Below are 18,457 nucleotides of genomic sequence, written 5' to 3' on the forward strand. Positions count from 1 at the left end.
AAGAAAAATTTGTAGCACAAAACATTAACTATAAAGTGGCGCGTTATAAGCAAACACATGTAAAAAGAAAAAAATGAAATATTTATTTGGAGGTATCATTGAAATTAAGCCGTAGAATTTAATAATTGATGGAGTAAAGTTGCGTAAAAAAGTTTTTACTGTTTGAGCCAATAGCGAGTTTAAAAACTTTAGCAAACTTTACGGAATCAATTATATAAATTCTAGGTGAAAATTTCACCATTACCGGAAAATAAATATTTCATTTTTCGCTTCCATGTGGTGCGCAATATTATTCAATTGTTTATCTTCTTAAATATTTATTAAAACTTTACTTATTTTAAATGAATACAAATAGTTATCTTAAGCAAACTATAAATACAAAAAAAAATTTAAGGAGATGTTTTATATGAAAAAAAGATTTAAAGTACTATCTTTATTACTATTATCTTTATTATTATTTGGATTAGTTGGATGTGGTAATAATACTACTAATAATAGTACTAATAATAGTACAGCTAATGATTCTACTAAGAATAATGCACCTACTAATCAAGAATATTATGACTACTTAACAGAAAGATATAATCATTACTTTAACAATGATACTCTTGACACGACATATGATATTTATGTAGACAATTTTACATATGATAATACATATGATGAATTTATAACTGCATATAATGGCTCTTATGAACAGTTAAAAACAAACTTAGAAGCTTTTAAGAGTGATTTAGAGAATAATGTTGTAAAAGGAAATGCTGAAGTTGATAAATATAATCAAGAAGTAATAACTGCTGTTGATAAAGCTATTATTGCAGTTGATGATTATACTGGAACTTTTGCAGAAAAAACAAAAGATTATGCCACTTTATCTAAAGATGAAGTAATAAAAGGCTTAAAATCATTAACATTAGGCGCACATGATGCTAGAGTAGATTTAAAAAATTTAGTTGATGATGCTAAAAATAAACTAGGAATAAAATAGAGACAGATAAAAAACTTCAATTCTAAATAAATTGAAGTTTTTTTATCTATTTATTTTAAAATATTATAATTAAACTATTAAAATTGGATAATCTATAGTAAATATTAGAAATCCATTTATAATTTCAGCCCTGATTTCTCCGTTCATCTTTTCTATTAATAACTTTGTTATTGTTAGTCCAAGCCCTGAGCTAGAGGTACTTCTTGCTGTATCCTTCATATAAAATCTATCAAATAAATTTTCTACTTCTCTTTCTGTTAATTCGTCAATACTATTAATTAAAATAATTTTGACATTATGTTTTGTTTTTTCCAAAGAAATTTTAAATTCTCCCCTAGAGTACTTAATTGTGTTTTGAAATAAATTAGTAAAGACTCTTTCTAAAGCAGTTTTATCAGCTTCTACAAACACTTCCTCATTTAATAAATTTATTTCAACATTAATATTTTTATTTTCAAAATCATTATAAAACAAAAGAATATGTTCTCTTATCTCTTTATTTATATCTATTTTTTCCATATTAAACTTATATTCATTAGCTTCTAATCTAGATAAATCATAAAATACTTCAACTAATTTATATAACCCATTTGATCTTCTCTTTATAATAGATAAATATTCATCTTTCTCTTCACTACTTATATTTACATCATTTAAAAGTTCTAAATATCCTAATATAGAAGTTAATGGTGTTCTTAAATCATGTGAAACATTTTCAATTTCCTCTCTTATTTTACTTTCTCTCCTAATATATCTAATTTTATTACGTTGCGCTTCTTCCAAATATTCATTCATTACCATAATGAGATTCTCAAAATTCTTATCATACGAAAAATATGTTAATCTTCTATTCAACTCTATATTTTCACAAATTTCTTTAAGTTCTCTTGTTGAAATCTTAATATTTTTATAAAGTAAAAAAAAGCGTGCAGAAAAATACACACTAGGTATTAATAAAATTAAAAGTATACATATCATTTTCTACACACCCCCTCTTATTACTTAATTTCTCTTCGCTTAAACATTTCTAATCCTAAGAAATAGAATATTAAACAAAATATAATCCCTACAATAATTGACTTTATAATTCCGCCTTGAGTTATAAATCCTAAAACCAACTTATTAGTTTCCTCATTAAAACTAATATCACTAATTAAATTTAATGGCATGTAATTAGCTATTACCTTACAAATTTCACTTCTACGTCCAGCCATTAATAATAAACTTGGTATTATTACAATTATAGCAACCCAATATCCAATAGCATTTATCTCCTTATCAGTAATAAAATAAAAACAATTTGCTATAGTTAAAGCAACTAATAATAATGGTATAGATGCTATCATTGCTTTAATTAATATAGTTAAATACTCTATTCCACTATTTTCAAGAAGCATATATGCACTTATTATAAATGCAGAACTCACAAATACTCCTACTATTAAAGCATATACTAAACTAATTAAAAATTTAGATAAATATATGGCATTTCTTGATATCCCAAATGAAATTGTATTTTTTAAAGTATGATTTTTATATTCTTGACCAAATATTAAGTTTACAACGCAAACACAAAGAACCATAGGTATTTTCATATTTGCATATAAACTACTAAATGCATATTTAGTAGTATTATAAGGGAAAGTTGAATCTAAATTACCAAACATCCATAAGATTACATTTAAGAATACAACAAACAACATAACCCCTAATATAAACATATAATTTCCTTTTGAATGTAAGTTTCTATATATTTCACTTCTAAAATAATTAAGCATTTTTAACTCCCCCAATCAAAGATAAATAATAATTTTCTAAATTTGCACTCTTTTCATTTATACTTTTAAGTCCTATACCATTTTCTACTGCTAATCTACTTATTTCTTCATTAATTGGGTCTTTTTCAAATAAATGAATTAATCCATCTGGCATAATTTTATAATTTTTATATCCTAATTTCTCTTCTAAAAGTACAGAGAACTTTTTAGGGTTTGTAACATTAATTTCCAAATAGCTTCTACATCTTTCATTTAATTGTTTTAAACTTAGTTCCTCTACTAGCTTTCCTTTGCTTAAAAATCCATAACATGTTGCTATATTATATAACTCTGATAGAATATGACTTGATATAATTATCGTTATATTCTTTTCTCTATTTAACTTTAATAATAAATTTCTTATTTCAATAATTCCACTTGGATCTAACCCATTAATAGGTTCATCTAAAATTAAAAGTTCAGGTTCTCCTAATAATGCAAGAGCAAGTCCTAATCTTTGTTTCATTCCTAAAGAAATATTATTGAATTTCTTTTTCTTAACTTCTAATAATCCTACTTCTTTTAATATTTTATCAATATTTTTTTTACCTGGAATACCTCTTTGAAGTCTATAATACTCTAAATTTTCTTCTATTGTCATTTTAGGATAAAAACTTGGATTTTCAATTATTGTACCTATTCTTTTTCTTACTTTCACTATATTTTTTTCACTTGCTTCACCTAATAATTCAAAGCTTCCATCACTAATATTAGATTGACCACTTAATATTCTAAAAAGTGTTGTTTTACCAGCTCCATTATCTCCTACCAGTCCATAAATTTCACCTTGATTAACTGTAATACTAATATTATCTAGTACTATATTTTCTCCATATTTCTTTACTAAATTATTAGTTTTTATAACTTCTCTCACATTATTCTCCTTTCAGATATTTTTAATTATTTTTATACTTTGTTATTTCAATATTAATGATATAAAAATAGCTTAAATAAATCTTCAAGAAAGTTTAAAGAAAGTTTAAAGATTTTAATTTTTATTCATCTTAAAGCCAATTCCCCATACAGTTTTTATGTATTCTTCTTGTATTACTTCTTTAATTTTCTTTCTAATATTGCTTATATGAACATTTACACTATTATCCTCGCCATAATATCCATTTTTCCATACTTTACTATATAATATTTCCCTTGAAAACACCTTATCTGGATTTTTTACTAATATACTCAATATCTGAAATTCATATGCTGTCAAAGATAAAACTTTATCTTTAACTCTTACTTCTCTTGCTTCTTCATCTAAAATTAATTCTTTAAATTTATATATTTTAAATTCTTTTTCTTGTAATGAATTACTTTTATATCTTCTTAATTGTGAATTTACCCTTGCAATAATCTCTTCACATTGGAAAGGTTTTGTTATATAGTCATCTGCACCAATATTTAAAAGATGTACCTTATCTTCTAAGGAACTTTTTGCAGAGATGACTATTATAGGCATATTTTTCTTTTCTCTAATATTTTTTATAAGTTCTTCTCCACTAATTCCAGGTAGCATTAAATCTAATAAAACAACATCGAATGATTTCATATCCATTCTTAAAGCAGCTTCACTTCCTGAAAAAGCTTGTACAACTTCATAATTATTTTTCTCTAAACTTTTTTTAATTAAATTATTTATATCAACATCATCTTCAACAACTAAAATACTTTCTTTCAACATAACGCTCCTCATGTATTAAAGATTTTTTCTATTATATAATTTAATTATAACTTAAATTGTATTTTTTTTATATTTTAACTAATTTTTATTTATCTATTTTTCTACATAACTTCTTTAAAAGAAACAGCATTAAACTCTAAATCCATATACTAACTTTTTATATTTATATTAACTAAAATGAATAAATACACTTTTCATTGATTACCATAATAAATAATAAATACTATAATTAAGAGGTATATACTAATGAAAAAAAATATTAAACTTTTCTTTATTTTTTTATTAACTACTATAATTTTATTAACAACAATTTCATTTCCAATCAATGCTCTATCTGATGTTAATATTATTCAAGATTCAGATAACTCCACTTCACTACCAAGTCACTTTCGCAAAACTACTGATATATCAAAAGCTTCAGCTCTTAAAGCAGTAAATATAAAAGGCTTAGAACAACTCAATATATCTGGAAGTGGTCAATTTACTCCTGCTAATTTACATTTATTAATTGAAAGTATTGATACTCAGCTCCCTATAATAGATATTGATTTAAGAGAAGAGTCTCATGGATTTATTAATGATATTGCTATTAGCTTTGCCAACTCAAATAATAGTGCAAATGCTGGACTTACTTTAAATGAAATTATTGAAAAAGAGAACAGAGACTTATCTTCTATTAAATTAAATGAACCCTTAACTTTATATAATAATAAAAAAACGCTTGTACCAACTTCAGTTAAAAACGAATCTACATTAGCTCAATCAAATAATATATCTTATATTAAAATTCCTGTAACAGATGGAAATCTTCCTAGTAAAGATATGGTTGATTATTTTATTGATGTTGTTAATAATACTACAGAAAATACTTGGTTTCATTTTCATTGCAAAGCTGGAGTAGGTAGAACAACAACATTTATGATAATGTATGACATTATTAAAAATGGTAATGAGGTTAGCTTACATGACATTATTGGACGTCAAGTATTACTATCAGGTATTTCCCAAAAAGACTCTGTAGGTTTTTATATAGGTAAAAGATATGATTTCCTAAGTGAATTTTATAATAAATATAAAGGTTGTAAGCCTACTCTCTCTACAACTAATTCGATTAATACTATAAATTCTACAACCCAAACTGTTAACTCAATAAATTGTAGCTGTAATATTTCTATAGAAACTAATGACTCTTATATTAAAAATGATATAATTCCTAAATTCCTTTATGTTATATCTGATAATAATATGACTAAAGCGGAACAAACAATGATAGCAACTCTTCAAGGTCTTATATCATCAAAATCTGAAGATCAAATTTATATTCTAAGTTCTACTGAACCGGATTATAAAATATGGCTTAAAGATTTAAATAAGAATTATAAAGTTAAATATAAAATAATTGAAGACCCTTGGAAACTTATAGATAAATTTAAGTCCCAAGTTGATGGATATGTTTTATACAGTAATGTAAAAGAACATTCAATAAATAACGCTTGTACTCTAGCCTCTTTAAAAAATTCTATCGCTATTGATGAATCCATAGAATCTATATTAAATAATCATGGTATAACAACTTTGATTGAAGATTGCAGAGACACTGATAAGTATTGGGCATTTAATAACCTTTGGAATTCTGGTTTAAATCACTCCACAGTAATAGAATTACCTAGCGACAAATACATATCATTAAGGGACTATGCAATTCTTTCAAAATCATTAGTTTTTTATGAAGATGATATAAATGATAGTACTTTTAGGGAAAGCATTTTTAGCTCTATGGATGATGGTGGCCGAATATTAGGCTGGGGACCTGATGAACATACTAACGTTTCAATTGCTTCTAGCTTTGGAATTGATATGATTGCTGCAGATTGGTCTTATAACCTTTCAGTATTAAGCTCATATCCTTCAACCCCTAAAACCCAAAGCATTAATGAAAAACTACTTGAAGAAGATGGTTTTCATTATGTTACTTTTATAATGTCTGATGGCGATAATCAGCAATGGCTTCTCGGAAGTAATTTTAATGCAAAAAACTGGTTTGGATCTCCTTATAGAGGTAATTTTAATTTAGGCTGGTCTTTAAGCCCTTCATTATATTATTTAGCTCCTACAGTTTTTAATAAATATTATGAAGCTGCAAGCTCCTCAAAATATAATGATAATTATATAGTTGCTGCTTCAGGTAATGGCTATATATATCCTAGTAAATATCCTTCTGAAAAATTAATTAATTATACTAAACGACTTAATAAATATATGAAAGATGTTGATGAACATATTGTATTAATTCTTGATGATGAATCTTTTTATAAAAAAGATTTATGGGATAAATATACTTGTAATTCTAATATAGATGGCCTCCTTTATTTGAATTATGATATAAACAATGCCTATAAAGGAAAAATAATTTGGTCTAATGATAAACCTATAATTTCTTGCCGAGACTTACTTTGGGCTAATATAGAAGATGGAAATCAGTTACTTTCTAATATTAACGATAGAATTAATTTAGGCTATACAAATATTAAAGATCCAAACTCTTATACCTTTGTATATGTTCATGTTTGGAGTAATACAATGGATAATGTTAACGATGTTATAACTAAATTAAATAAAAATCCTAAAGTTAGAATTGTAACTCCAGATACATTCGTTAAACTAATTCAAAATAATATTTCACATAATCTATAAAACAAAAAATCTCATAGATAATTATAAAATTTCTATGAGATTTTTTATAAAAACTTTTTATTGTAATACGGAAGATAAGATTATATTACAATTACTTAACTTAAATGTTAGTTGCTAGATTAAAACTTATAATCCAACTATTAATAGGATAAATTCTTCTCTTTTTGCACAATAGATAAGATAAATCTTAATATATATTACGTAAATATACTTAATTATGTTACATATTTAATCATTTATTTTTTAGTATAATTATATAAATTAAGTTACTCTTAAAATAATAAAAGGCTTCATTAATCTTAATTAATAAAACCTTAAAATCTATAATTTTTATAAACAAAAACCTCCTGTATTTTATCTTTATTATTACTCTTATTATAATTTATCATTTAATATTCTAACCTTTAAACTTTATATTCTTTATTATTATCATATACCAAATACAGGTTGATTATTATCTCTAGCTAGTATCCCTTCTGCTGCTTTAATATAATAAATACATGATATTAAATCTAATAAATTAGCATTATTTATTAATATATTAGGCTCTAAAGAATATGGAAATTCTCCATTAAGTTTTTTATTATAAACTGTATTATACCTAGTAAATGCTATTTGTATAAATAAAAGTTTAATTAAGAAAAAAATATACGTAGCTTTTAAAACAGTCTTATCCGGAGTAACTTGTAACATCGTATTACTATTATCTATATCATTGTTATCTTTATATTTGTTATAAATAACTTCTCTACCTTGAAAATTAGCTTGTATTAATAATAACTGTCCATATATAACAATTAATGTTCCTCTTAATTGTATTTCTAATAAAAGTAATGACTCTATATCTTCTTCACTAAAATCTTCTCTATTATATGTTGAACTATTATTTTCATTAGAATAATCTGTATATTTACTTGAATTATTTTTACTTGTATAAGAATTTTTAAATCTATATGATTTGTTTTTTCTCTTATTCTTAGCCATTTTTTATATCCTCATAATTAATATTCACATTTTATCATATTATAAAAAGTTTTATTTTGTTATTTAAATTTATTTTTCATAATCTAATTAACAATTATATAAACAATAAAATATTAACTATTTTATAGAAAAAAATTACTACATCTTATATAAAGTATATCTATATAAGATGTAGTAACTGAATTTTATTTTTTATATGTCACTTGAATAGCTTTAGCTGAAGCTTGGGGCGGATTTGATTTTGTCATAGCTTCGCTTAATATAAATAATACCACGTCACCTTTTTCTACCTTAAATACTTTAGGATCAACCTTTTTAATGTCTATTTCTTCACCTTCCTTTGGACATTCATTTGGAATTATTAATGTTTCATTATCTACAACTGCTATTAATTCTTGATCTTTTACTGTAAGTCCCTTAAGATATCCTTTAACCTTTATGTTTAAAGTATTATCATTTTCATTTCTTTTAACTTCTTCAACCTCTCCCATAAAAATTGCATTAGGTTCTGGTCTCTTACTTGCAAAAACATTACAACTACATATTAATAAAAATAATAAAGTTAATGCTAATATTCTCTTATGCTTCATAATATCCTCCTTAGTTAAATTTAAGTCAATAATACTATTATTCTTCTAAAAAATAATAAGTATTCATTTTAATAGAAATATAAATATTCATTCTCTTCTTTCCGAAAGGAACTGTTAATTTTATTTCTATATTTTTAATACCATTGATTTAATCATTTACATACTGTATTATTAAATTAGATATATATGGAAATAAGGAGGGGTTTTATGGGAAATATGTTTAATTCAGATAGCGGCTTTTCTAAGATTATGAATAAAATTGCTGATTGGTTTATTTTAAATATTTTATGGATATTTTGTAGCATTCCTATAGTAACAATAGGAGCCGCAACCACAGCTTTATATTCTGTTAATTTAAAAATTATTGATAATGAGGAAGGAAATTTAATAAAAACATTCTTTAAATCATTTAAGGAAAATTTCAAAAAATCAACAATAATATGGTTAATCATTCTGATAACATCTATAATTTTAGGTGTTAACTTAGTTTTTTGGCTAAAGTGTGGTTTATCACTATCATACTTCGCATTACCATTTATATTTTTTTCTTTACTTATTTTTTTATTAGTCACTCCATATATATTCCCAATATTAACAAAAACTAAATGTTCTATTTTAAATACTTTTAAGTATTGTTTCGTTATTTCATTAAAAAATCTTCCTTATAGCTTACTTATTACCTTATTTGGAGCATCTATATTATTTGCAACTTTTTACTTTCCAATAGTATTTTTATTTATGCTTCTTTTAGGAGTAGCATTGCATAGCTATATGGTATCCCGTATTTTTTTAATTGTCTTTAACAAAGATATAAACTTATTTAATAAAATTATCTCTTAATTTTATATTTAAATAGAAATACCATCTACCTTTTTCTGATAGATGGTATTTTTATATTATTCTATTTAACATATATGTGTAATAATTACTTTTTAACTTTCTATTTTTTATAAGTATTTTTATATAACTATATAATCTATTACCTTAATTATATATATAAATCAGGCACAGTAAAAATATCCATTTTTTCATTTACTGTTGAGTATATAGTTTTTTTAACATCTAATAAAAATTCTACTGAAGCTGTGAATGTGTTACTAGAAAAATCATATTCACTATCTGCAATTGCACATTCAGCTCTTAAAAATCCATCATATTCTTCATGTATAGTTACTTTTTTATATTCTTCTGGCAAATATATTTTTCCACAAAAATCTAATCCAACATCTTCAAATATAATTCCTGTATACGGTGTAGTGCTAGAAATGGCTTTAAACTCTTGCTTTCCTATTGTTCCAAATAATATTACTTGTAAATTACATATATAAAACTGTGCTTCATTTTCTAAAACTCTAGATTTTACTTCATTCTTTTTATTTGTCCTCGAATTAAATTTAGCAGTATAAACATTGGCTGTGAATTTATCATAAAAAGTTTCTTCGCAACACTTATATCCAGTTCCTGATTTTGCTGAAAAAATTACTTTTTCAAAATCCACTAATTCTTTTTTTTCAACCTCTATCATTCCTATAAAATCATAATTTATACTTATTTTATCTATAGATATAGAATCACCTTCATTATATTTATAATTAAATGAATTAACTATTTTAAATTCTCCTTTTTCTTCAACCCTATATTTAAAATCTTCTACTGTAATATAATCAATTATTTTTTCATTTATTACTTTAATACATTCAGCTTGATAAATATCTACATCCTCAAATATTAAATTATAGGAATCTTTTAAATTACAATTATCTTTAAAACTAATTTTTTTATAACAATTTGGATAGCAATAAACAACTTTTCTCTTATATGACATTACTTACCTCCCTTAATTTATAAGATTAATAAGATAATAATTTAAGATTTTCTACTTCATATTATGATTTTTAAGTAGCTAAGTTTCCTTTTGTAGATTTACTTTCTAAGTTTAAATCATTATAGTAAAAATTTTTTATACTAATGTAATTAAATAATTTATATTTAATCTTTATCAAAACCTGTATAAATATGTCTAAAAATAATTTATGTTTTAGCACAATTTGTCTATAAGTACATATTATAAAATTGAGAAAGATATATTTCTTTAATAAACACTTATAAAAATAATGTACTTTGGAGGAAAATTATGTTAAACAATAGTAATAATAATAGCTGTATGACTAAAAAAGGTTGTAATGAACAATGTTCATGTCCTAAACCTGGAAAATCTATATTAAGTTGCGGATGTGGTGCTGCTGGTCCTTTACCTGTATTAGACTTAACTGGTGCTAGTATAGTAAATCCTTATTCTGTTGCAAGCACATCTATTGATACAAGAGGAATGCACTGTCCAACAGTATTAATTAACTTTACTGCATTAATCAATGTTCCAGCAGGAGTTTTCCCAAATATAACATTTAGATTAGTAAGATGCATTAATGGTTGCTCTCAATATGTAGGTGGAAGCTACAGCTATAGTGATGCAATTGATGTTTTGCATAGTGAATCTTTTTCTTTCCAATTCTGCGACTGCGGAGAATGTTGTGGATGCGCAACTTACTCTGTAGAAATATCTAATGCAAGCTTATTAGTAGCAGGAACAACAGTTAGTGGTACTATTTCTGCTTTAGCCGTAGAAAAATCTTGCTAAGCTTTGCTTAGATATTAAATTGGAGGTAATCTTATGAATTCTGTATGTGAAATAAAAAAACCAGGAAATTCCGTATTAAACTGCGGATGCGGATCAGCAGGTCCACTACCAATATTAGATTTAGCAGGAGCTAGTATAAGAAATCCATTTTCAGTAGCAAGTGTAACATTAAATACAAAATGCTTAAAAAATCCTAAGGTATTACTTCGTATTACCGCATTAATAAGCGCTCCATTAGATGTATTAACAAGCATAACTTTTAGAGTAAAGAAATGTTGCTCTGATGGTTGCTCTCAATATGTAGGTGGATCTTATACTTCAAGCTCATTAATTAATGCTTTATCAGGAAAATCATTTGAATTTCAAATTTGTGACTGTAGTGTATGCTGTGAATGTTGTACCTATACACTAGAAATCTCAAATGCAACTTTAGCACAAATAGGAACAACTGTTAGTGGACAAATTACAGCCTTGGCAGTTGAAGAACACTGCTAAATTTTTAAGAAGCTTTATATAAAAGTACGAGATTATTCTATTATGATAAGTTAATATAAGGTTTACAATAAAAATGGAAGTCAAGGTAATGAATAATATTTAATTCTTTACCAGACTCCATTTTTATTTTTTATTAACATACATAAGAACAAAATAAAAATTAATTTCATAATATATTAAAATAAACACTACTAAACTAGGAGTGATTAATTTTGAAAAATTCTAATAAAATTATTTGTTCCGCAGGAACCACTATAAATAAATATAATCTAAAAACTAATTTAAAAAATAATAATTTATTTGTAGGAATAACTTATAATAACTTTAATACAAAGAATGAATACTTAACAATTTTAAATTTTGATTTATGTAATATTAATTTAAATTCATTTGATTCAGCATTTTTAAATCTCTATATAAAAGATTCAAAATTTATAAATAATAAGCCTATGCTTGTATCAATCTGCGAAAATTTAACATCTTACAATGATCTGCTTATTAATCCACAATTTATATCCAAAACAAAATCAACTTCAAATACAAATATAAAAATTAATTCTTATGATATAAATAAATATATAAAAATAGATATTACTCCTATATTAATATCTATTTTATCTAATAATAGAAAATCTAGCTTAATTGTTAAATCATTAAATTCAACATTAAATACAATAATTAATTTTGATTCATTTTATTCAGATAATCCACCATTTATAGAACTTATAAATTTAAATGAAACAAATATAGATCTTGAGTTTAGCAATTTTAAAAATTCAATTAATAATAAAATTTCTAAATTAACTAATATAGTAGATTTAAATACTGTTAATTTAAATAATATAAAAAATGAATTTTCTCAAACAATTAATAAAGTTAATACTGATATTAATAAATCACTACAAAATACTGATGATATAATTTCAGAGATTAATACTATAACCTCTAAATTGTCTAACGATATCTCCTTAATAAATGAAAGTATTTCTATGATTTTAGAGCAAATAGATATTTTAAACAAAGAATTGGATCAAATATCTATAACTCCTATCGACTTAAATAACTTATAAATATATAAATTATTTAACATAAAATCAAGAATATATTCCAATATTATATGTAATAAATAAATATTACTGGAAACCATAATTTCCAGTAATATTTATTAAATAAAACTATATAATTATCTAATATTTTTATAAAAATTAAAATAATTACTACAATTTTAATTATTTAAACTTTTCTTTCTTTTTAATAATTAATCTCTACAGCAATCTTCTCTTCTATCAATTTCATCTTTACAAATACTTTCATCAGAAATTTCACTAGAGCATTTCCTAGAATCTTCTTCTGAACAATCATATCTAGAATCTTCTTTTGATGAATCATAACTAGAATCTTCTTTTGAGCAATCATATCTAGAATCTTCTTTTGAACAATCATATCTAGAATCTTCTTCTGAGTAATCATATCTAGAATCTTCTTCTGAGTAATCATATCTAGAATCTTCTCTTGAATAATCATATCTAGAATCTTCTGGACAACCATTATAACATACATGATTTACTTCTCCAGAATGAGATATAACAGCATTACTCATTGTAAAAACAGCCATCTTTTCAGTTACTGTTGAATACATAGTTTTCTCAACTACTAATAAAAATTCTATAGCTGCTGTAAATGTTTCATTATCATTGCTATATAAAGAATTTGTTGTTGCACATTCAGCAGTTAAGCATCCATCATACTCTTCATGTATAGTTGCTTTTTTATACCCTTTTGGTAAAGTCATTCTTCCGTAAAAATCCAAACTAACTCCATCAAATATAGCTCCTGTATATGGCGCATTACTTGAAATTGCTTTAAATGGTTTATTTCCTATTGTACCAATTAAAACAATTTGTAAATTACTAACGTAGAATTTTACATTATTCTCCAAAACTCTTGATTTTATTCCTTGCTTTCTCTTATCCTTTTCACAGCATCTATTTGTTACAAAAGTTCCTACATATTCATTATAAAGAACTTCATCGTAAATATTATATCCTGTTCCTGGTTCTGCTGAAAAAATAACACTTTCAGAGTTTACTAATTCTTCCTTTTTCTCTTCTGCTATTCCTATAAAATCATAAGTTACTCCTATTTTATCTATACATATAGGTGCTCCTTCATCATAATGACATCTGTCTGTAGAAACTATAGTAAATTCTTCATTTTCTACTCTATATTTAAAATCTTCTAAAGTTATGCTATCAAATATTTTTTCAGTTACTACTGGAACACATTCAGCTTCATAAATATCTGAGTCTTTAACTATTAAATTGTCACAACAATTTAAATCACAATTCTTTTTAAATTTGATTTCTTTATGACAATTTGAACTTTTATCCATACGCCTTCTTTTATTTGACATTATTTTTTCCTCCTAATTTATATCATTAATATTAGACAATAAATTTGTTTTTTCTACTTCATATTATGATTTATAGCTATATATGTTTCCTTTTGATAATTTTTTTTTGAAATTAATTATTTTTTATACAAGCATTTCTCCATATATTTAATAAATTAATTTTGAAATTTAATTATTAATAACATATTAATATAAATAGGAAAATATATATTTAATATATAAAGATATCTGGAGTGATACTATGCCATTTATAAAACAATCCTCAATATTAATTAGGAATTCATTTAATAATTTATATACTATTTCTGTAGAAAATGGAATTTCTATTAATTATGTTAATTCTAATTTTGAAATAAAAAAAAACAAAAAAATTTTATCAGATATTTCATCTCTATCAACTATTTATTTTGATATAGATTCTAATGATAATATATATGGATTATTCACTGAAAAAAATAAATTTCTCAATTATTTACATATAAATGATTCAATTATATCGAAAACATTAATTTTAAAATACGATTCAAATAAATACAAAATTAAATTTCCTTTTATTAAACGTCTTGATAATAAAGTTCATATAATTTACTATGAGATAGATAAAGAAAAGTCTCATTTTTCAGCATTAGTGCATTATTATAAAAAAAATAATATTTGGGTAAAAAGCAACATAGATTTTTTAAATTATACACTTTTAAATAATTTTGAAGTAATAATAAATGAAAACGATTTAAAGATTTATTACTTTAAATTAATAGATGGATATGAAGAACTTTTTGTGGCTAACTATAGTTTTGATAAAGAAAAGTGGGATATTCCTATTCAATTAACTTTTTCAAAAAAATCAAAAGTTTATTTATCACTATTAAAGGATTCGAAAAATATATATCATATTGTATACTCTGAAAAAAATCAAAATCAATTTTACTGTAAATATATGAATTTGTTTTTCGAAAATAAAACTCCTTTTATTCAAAACAATATATTTTTAAGCACTAAAATACCAAGCTTATTCCCAAATATAATTAAATATAAGGATATTCTTTACTGTCAGTGGATGGAATATAATCATTTATATACTACTTCCTCTTTAAATAACGGAGAAAATTGGATTAATATAAAACTATTTAATGAAATCTATAATTATTCTTTCACGCAATTTATATTTAAAAGTAATTCTAATAAAGATGAATATCTAAACGCACCAAAATTCTATAGTTACACTAATTCTCTAAAACTTTTAGGTACTAAAATAAATATTTATTAATAAGATTTATTTTTTAATTAATAAGGCTATATCAAAATTACTTTTGATACAGCCCTATTAATTACTCTATATTATAATTTTTTCTTTTTTAAGCTTATTCCCCCAATAGTAACACTTGCTCCGGCTAAAGCTAATGTAAATAATACATTAATGTCTCCTGTTTGCGGTAATTTTGATGTATTTAAATTATTATTTACAGTTGGCTTCTTTCCAGAATCAACATTTCCTGTATGACCACTTCCCGGATTTTCTGGATTTACTATATCTCCTGGTTCTTCTGGATTTTCTTGCTCTTCATTTTCCTTTGTTTCATCATTATAAAGAGCCTCTACTTGCTTATCTGATAATGCAACATTATAAACTGAAACATTATCAAATTTAGCATTTGCTATATCCATATCGCTCCATATATTCCCACTACCTACTCTTACATCTGTCATTAAAGCTAAAAAATTATCATTAAAACAAGCAGATATATCTTTATCTTGTCTAGCAACTTCGTTACCATCTACATAAACTACTATTCCAGTAGAACTTACAGTATAAGTTACATACTCCCACTTATTTCCTTCTAATGGCTTAGATATTTCTGTTGCATCTGACCATGCTCCATTTGCATTTATTCTTCCAAAAAGGTTAGCACTTATTCTTGTAATTGGATAATTAGGAGTACCATCTTCATTAGTCATGCTTGCTTCAAATAATGCACTATGCTCAAAATAATTTGGATCATTCTTATCTACATTTACCCACATACTTACTGTATATCCCTCTTCATTAATTCCATCAAATGTATCTGTAGGTAATGCTAAGTAATTAACCTTAACTGCACCCTTTTCATTTTTAACCTCTAATACATTTCCTCTTTCTTCATCTTCCACAACTGATACTGTACCAACTAATGTCGCATTACCAACCTTACTACCTGTATTTGCAACTGCTTGATTCTCTAAACTTTCAAAATCATATTTATAAATTGGCTCTACTCCAACTTCCTTTAGAATCCCTTTAACAAGTATAGTAAATTCTTTAGTAACAACTGATTCACCCTTAGTTATCGTTGCAGTTAAAATAACAGTTTCATCTTCTCCTGTACGATTTACTTCTCCTTCATTAGATATACTATTTTCATTGCTTGATTTCCAAGCAATTTTTGTATCATATGCACCTGATGTAGGTAATTCTATGTTAGATTTAGTTACACTTGGAATTTTCTTTTCTAAATCCTTTCCTGTATATTCAACTGATTGTAAATCATCTAATTCAAGCTTACTTCCCCAAACTGATTCATTATTATTCCCAATAGCAGTAAATGTCATAACTTTATTCTCTTCTAATGATTCATCTTGTTGTTTAAAGAATACTCCACTATAAGTTACATCATTTGTAGTAATAGTCATATAATAAGTATCTTCCTCCATAGTCCAAGTACCAGTTATATCCCCACTTACTGTAAAATCTTCATTTAATTTAATATTCAATGTGTTTGCTATAGCACTTGTAGTGGCAGTTCCATGATTAATAAATTGGTAATTTCCAACTATTTCTTCCTTTGAATATCCTGTTTGTGAAATTTCGTCTCCACTATTTTCATAAGGAGCAACTACTAGCCATCCTTCTTTATTTACAAACATTTGATGAACTCTTACCTCATGATATTCAGTTCCATTATCAAATCTTTGATGATGAATTAAATATCTATCTCCATCTTCTTCTAAAAGAACTGAGTTATGACCTGCTGCTTTTAGAGCCGTATCCTGACAATCAAATTTATAATTAGAAATTAACTTAATTCCATAATTAGTATTACTAACATTACCTGGTAATGCTGCATTTCTTCCTTCAGAATCTAAATATGGACCATCTGGATTCTCTGATCTAAATAATCTCATATTATATCCACCATCTGCAGCTAATCCACCATAAGTTACAGTCATATAATAGTATCCTGTTTCCTTATCATATACTACATCTGCTCCTTCCCCTGATTGTGTATAACCTCCTGATATTCTTTTACCAAAATATCTATCTGTAAGATTAAGACTATCTTGATCTGCATCAACTCCTGGATATATAGGTTGTCCAGTAGTATCATCTATTTTTAATATATATACTCCTCCTGACCAAGATCCATAAGTCATCCATAATTGTCCATTTTCATCATAGAATAATTCTGGATCTATTGCATTTGGTGCGTAACTTGTATTATATGAACCATCAGCATTAAACCATGAATCATTTAATCCTTCTATAACACCCTCTTCAATTAATTCATCAATATGCGTATTTACATATTTAGTATTTTTAGTACTATTTGAATCATATGCATCATTTTTAGTAAATCCAGAGTACATAATAGTATCAACATAAGTATATGGCCCCTCAATATTTTGAGATACTGCATAACCTATAGCAGAACGTTTATAAGTAGAAGATGTACAATAATACATCATATATGCACCCTTAGTTCCGTCATCGTTTACATAGTTATCATTCCAGAATACAGTTGGTGCCCAAACAGAAAAACCACCTTTACTATCAGAATCATCTTCACCAGCCCATGCAAATGAACCAGCTAAGTTTTCTGATAAATCCCCAAATATAATATTACCCGGTGTTGTATATCCATTAGTGAACCTAGTCCAATTTTGTAAATCTGTAGATTTTGCTGCATCTATATGAGATCCAAACACATAATATTCATCTCCATCTTTAACTATTGAAGGATCATGTACAGAAACACGGTTTTTAGCGGCTATTTTTTCCTTAGCCGTTGTAATTCTAACTAATCCAAAAGATGATATTAAAACTCCTGTCATTAAAAATGCCAATATCTTTCTTACCTTTTTTGATTTCATAATCTCTTTCCCCCTTTATATCCTATAAATTT

At 25.0% G+C, this 18,457-nt stretch carries 16 protein-coding genes; 7 read left to right on the forward strand and 9 right to left on the reverse strand.

The window, feature by feature from the left end:
- Window positions 1-406 precede the first annotated feature (406 nt).
- A complete protein-coding gene (locus tag EJJ37_RS00005; protein ID WP_133013541.1) occupies window positions 407-988 on the forward strand; it encodes a hypothetical protein in 582 nt (193 codons plus the stop codon).
- A 69-nt stretch (window positions 989-1,057) separates the two neighbouring features.
- Here EJJ37_RS00005 and EJJ37_RS00010 read toward each other — a convergent pair whose 3' ends face one another.
- From EJJ37_RS00010 to EJJ37_RS00025, 4 genes are all read right to left on the reverse strand, one after another.
- Window positions 1,058-1,966: a sensor histidine kinase gene (locus EJJ37_RS00010; RefSeq protein ID WP_133013542.1), complete on the reverse strand. Its 909-nt coding sequence runs from the start codon at window positions 1,964-1,966 to the stop codon at window positions 1,058-1,060.
- A 20-nt stretch (window positions 1,967-1,986) separates the two neighbouring features.
- Entirely contained in the window at window positions 1,987-2,766 is a 780-nt protein-coding gene (locus tag EJJ37_RS00015; RefSeq protein WP_133013543.1) for an ABC transporter permease, read from the reverse strand.
- Window positions 2,759-3,679, reverse strand: coding sequence for an ABC transporter ATP-binding protein (locus EJJ37_RS00020; protein ID WP_133013544.1), 921 nt, complete (start codon window positions 3,677-3,679; stop codon window positions 2,759-2,761). The genes EJJ37_RS00015 and EJJ37_RS00020 overlap by 8 nt, the downstream gene beginning before the upstream one ends.
- A gap of 114 nt (window positions 3,680-3,793) precedes the next feature.
- Window positions 3,794-4,486, reverse strand: a complete 693-nt coding sequence (locus EJJ37_RS00025; protein ID WP_133013545.1) for a response regulator transcription factor — start codon at window positions 4,484-4,486, stop codon at window positions 3,794-3,796.
- 246 nt (window positions 4,487-4,732) lie between these two features.
- Here EJJ37_RS00025 and EJJ37_RS00030 point away from each other — a divergent pair, with 246 nt between their 5' ends.
- Window positions 4,733-7,180 carry a GxGYxYP domain-containing protein gene (locus EJJ37_RS00030; RefSeq protein ID WP_133013546.1) on the forward strand — a complete coding sequence of 816 codons (2,448 nt, stop codon included), beginning with the start codon at window positions 4,733-4,735 and terminating at the stop codon, window positions 7,178-7,180.
- A 429-nt stretch (window positions 7,181-7,609) separates the two neighbouring features.
- Here EJJ37_RS00030 and EJJ37_RS00035 read toward each other — a convergent pair whose 3' ends face one another.
- Together EJJ37_RS00035 and EJJ37_RS00040 are read right to left on the reverse strand one after the other, a co-directional pair.
- Entirely contained in the window at window positions 7,610-8,164 is a 555-nt protein-coding gene (locus EJJ37_RS00035; protein WP_133013547.1) for a hypothetical protein, read from the reverse strand.
- 185 nt (window positions 8,165-8,349) lie between these two features.
- A complete protein-coding gene (locus EJJ37_RS00040; RefSeq protein WP_133013548.1) occupies window positions 8,350-8,754 on the reverse strand; it encodes a hypothetical protein in 405 nt (134 codons plus the stop codon).
- 207 nt (window positions 8,755-8,961) lie between these two features.
- On the opposite strand from EJJ37_RS00040, the gene EJJ37_RS00045 reads away from it, so the two are divergent.
- Window positions 8,962-9,594 (forward strand): YesL family protein, encoded by a 633-nt coding sequence (locus EJJ37_RS00045; protein ID WP_166484618.1) that lies wholly within the window; start codon window positions 8,962-8,964, stop codon window positions 9,592-9,594.
- A 148-nt stretch (window positions 9,595-9,742) separates the two neighbouring features.
- Here the strand turns inward: EJJ37_RS00045 and EJJ37_RS00050 are convergent, their stop codons facing one another.
- On the reverse strand, window positions 9,743-10,579 hold the full coding sequence (locus EJJ37_RS00050; protein ID WP_133013550.1) for a hypothetical protein: 837 nt from the start codon (window positions 10,577-10,579) through the stop codon (window positions 9,743-9,745).
- Window positions 10,580-10,888: 309 nt separating this feature from the next.
- Between EJJ37_RS00050 and EJJ37_RS00055 the strand changes: the two genes are divergently transcribed.
- The 3 genes from EJJ37_RS00055 to EJJ37_RS00065 all read left to right on the forward strand — a co-directional run bounded on the left by EJJ37_RS00055 (window position 10,889) and on the right by EJJ37_RS00065 (window position 12,957).
- Window positions 10,889-11,392, forward strand: a complete 504-nt coding sequence (locus tag EJJ37_RS00055; protein ID WP_133013551.1) for a DUF4489 domain-containing protein — start codon at window positions 10,889-10,891, stop codon at window positions 11,390-11,392.
- Window positions 11,393-11,425: 33 nt separating this feature from the next.
- Window positions 11,426-11,887 (forward strand): DUF4489 domain-containing protein, encoded by a 462-nt coding sequence (locus tag EJJ37_RS00060; protein WP_133013552.1) that lies wholly within the window; start codon window positions 11,426-11,428, stop codon window positions 11,885-11,887.
- 212 nt (window positions 11,888-12,099) lie between these two features.
- Window positions 12,100-12,957 carry a DNRLRE domain-containing protein gene (locus tag EJJ37_RS00065; protein ID WP_166484619.1) on the forward strand — a complete coding sequence of 286 codons (858 nt, stop codon included), beginning with the start codon at window positions 12,100-12,102 and terminating at the stop codon, window positions 12,955-12,957.
- Between the two features lie 188 nt (window positions 12,958-13,145).
- Here the strand turns inward: EJJ37_RS00065 and EJJ37_RS00070 are convergent, their stop codons facing one another.
- Complete coding sequence (locus EJJ37_RS00070; protein WP_133013554.1) at window positions 13,146-14,300, reverse strand: hypothetical protein; 1,155 nt, start codon at window positions 14,298-14,300, stop codon at window positions 13,146-13,148.
- 241 nt (window positions 14,301-14,541) lie between these two features.
- Between EJJ37_RS00070 and EJJ37_RS00075 the strand changes: the two genes are divergently transcribed.
- Window positions 14,542-15,567, forward strand: coding sequence for a hypothetical protein (locus tag EJJ37_RS00075; protein WP_133013555.1), 1,026 nt, complete (start codon window positions 14,542-14,544; stop codon window positions 15,565-15,567).
- Window positions 15,568-15,638: 71 nt separating this feature from the next.
- On the opposite strand, the gene EJJ37_RS00080 is transcribed toward EJJ37_RS00075, so the two are convergent.
- Entirely contained in the window at window positions 15,639-18,425 is a 2,787-nt protein-coding gene (locus tag EJJ37_RS00080; RefSeq protein WP_133013693.1) for a lipocalin-like domain-containing protein, read from the reverse strand.
- Window positions 18,426-18,457 lie beyond the last annotated feature (32 nt).

Origin of the sequence: Clostridium cuniculi (genome assembly GCF_004353185.1) — a bacterium.
Lineage (GTDB): Bacteria > Bacillota > Clostridia > Clostridiales > Clostridiaceae > Clostridium > Clostridium cuniculi.

Coding starts and splice junctions, on each gene's coding strand:
- EJJ37_RS00005 (WP_133013541.1), top strand. CDS start 407: ATGAAAAAAAGATTTAAAGTACTATCTTTATTACTATTATCTTTATTA.
- EJJ37_RS00010 (WP_133013542.1), bottom strand. CDS start 1,966: ATGATATGTATACTTTTAATTTTATTAATACCTAGTGTGTATTTTTCT.
- EJJ37_RS00015 (WP_133013543.1), bottom strand. CDS start 2,766: ATGCTTAATTATTTTAGAAGTGAAATATATAGAAACTTACATTCAAAA.
- EJJ37_RS00025 (WP_133013545.1), bottom strand. CDS start 4,486: ATGTTGAAAGAAAGTATTTTAGTTGTTGAAGATGATGTTGATATAAAT.
- EJJ37_RS00030 (WP_133013546.1), top strand. CDS start 4,733: ATGAAAAAAAATATTAAACTTTTCTTTATTTTTTTATTAACTACTATA.
- EJJ37_RS00035 (WP_133013547.1), bottom strand. CDS start 8,164: ATGGCTAAGAATAAGAGAAAAAACAAATCATATAGATTTAAAAATTCT.
- EJJ37_RS00040 (WP_133013548.1), bottom strand. CDS start 8,754: ATGAAGCATAAGAGAATATTAGCATTAACTTTATTATTTTTATTAATA.
- EJJ37_RS00045 (WP_166484618.1), top strand. CDS start 8,962: ATGGGAAATATGTTTAATTCAGATAGCGGCTTTTCTAAGATTATGAAT.
- EJJ37_RS00050 (WP_133013550.1), bottom strand. CDS start 10,579: ATGTCATATAAGAGAAAAGTTGTTTATTGCTATCCAAATTGTTATAAA.
- EJJ37_RS00055 (WP_133013551.1), top strand. CDS start 10,889: ATGTTAAACAATAGTAATAATAATAGCTGTATGACTAAAAAAGGTTGT.
- EJJ37_RS00060 (WP_133013552.1), top strand. CDS start 11,426: ATGAATTCTGTATGTGAAATAAAAAAACCAGGAAATTCCGTATTAAAC.
- EJJ37_RS00070 (WP_133013554.1), bottom strand. CDS start 14,300: ATGTCAAATAAAAGAAGGCGTATGGATAAAAGTTCAAATTGTCATAAA.
- EJJ37_RS00075 (WP_133013555.1), top strand. CDS start 14,542: ATGCCATTTATAAAACAATCCTCAATATTAATTAGGAATTCATTTAAT.
- EJJ37_RS00080 (WP_133013693.1), bottom strand. CDS start 18,425: ATGAAATCAAAAAAGGTAAGAAAGATATTGGCATTTTTAATGACAGGA.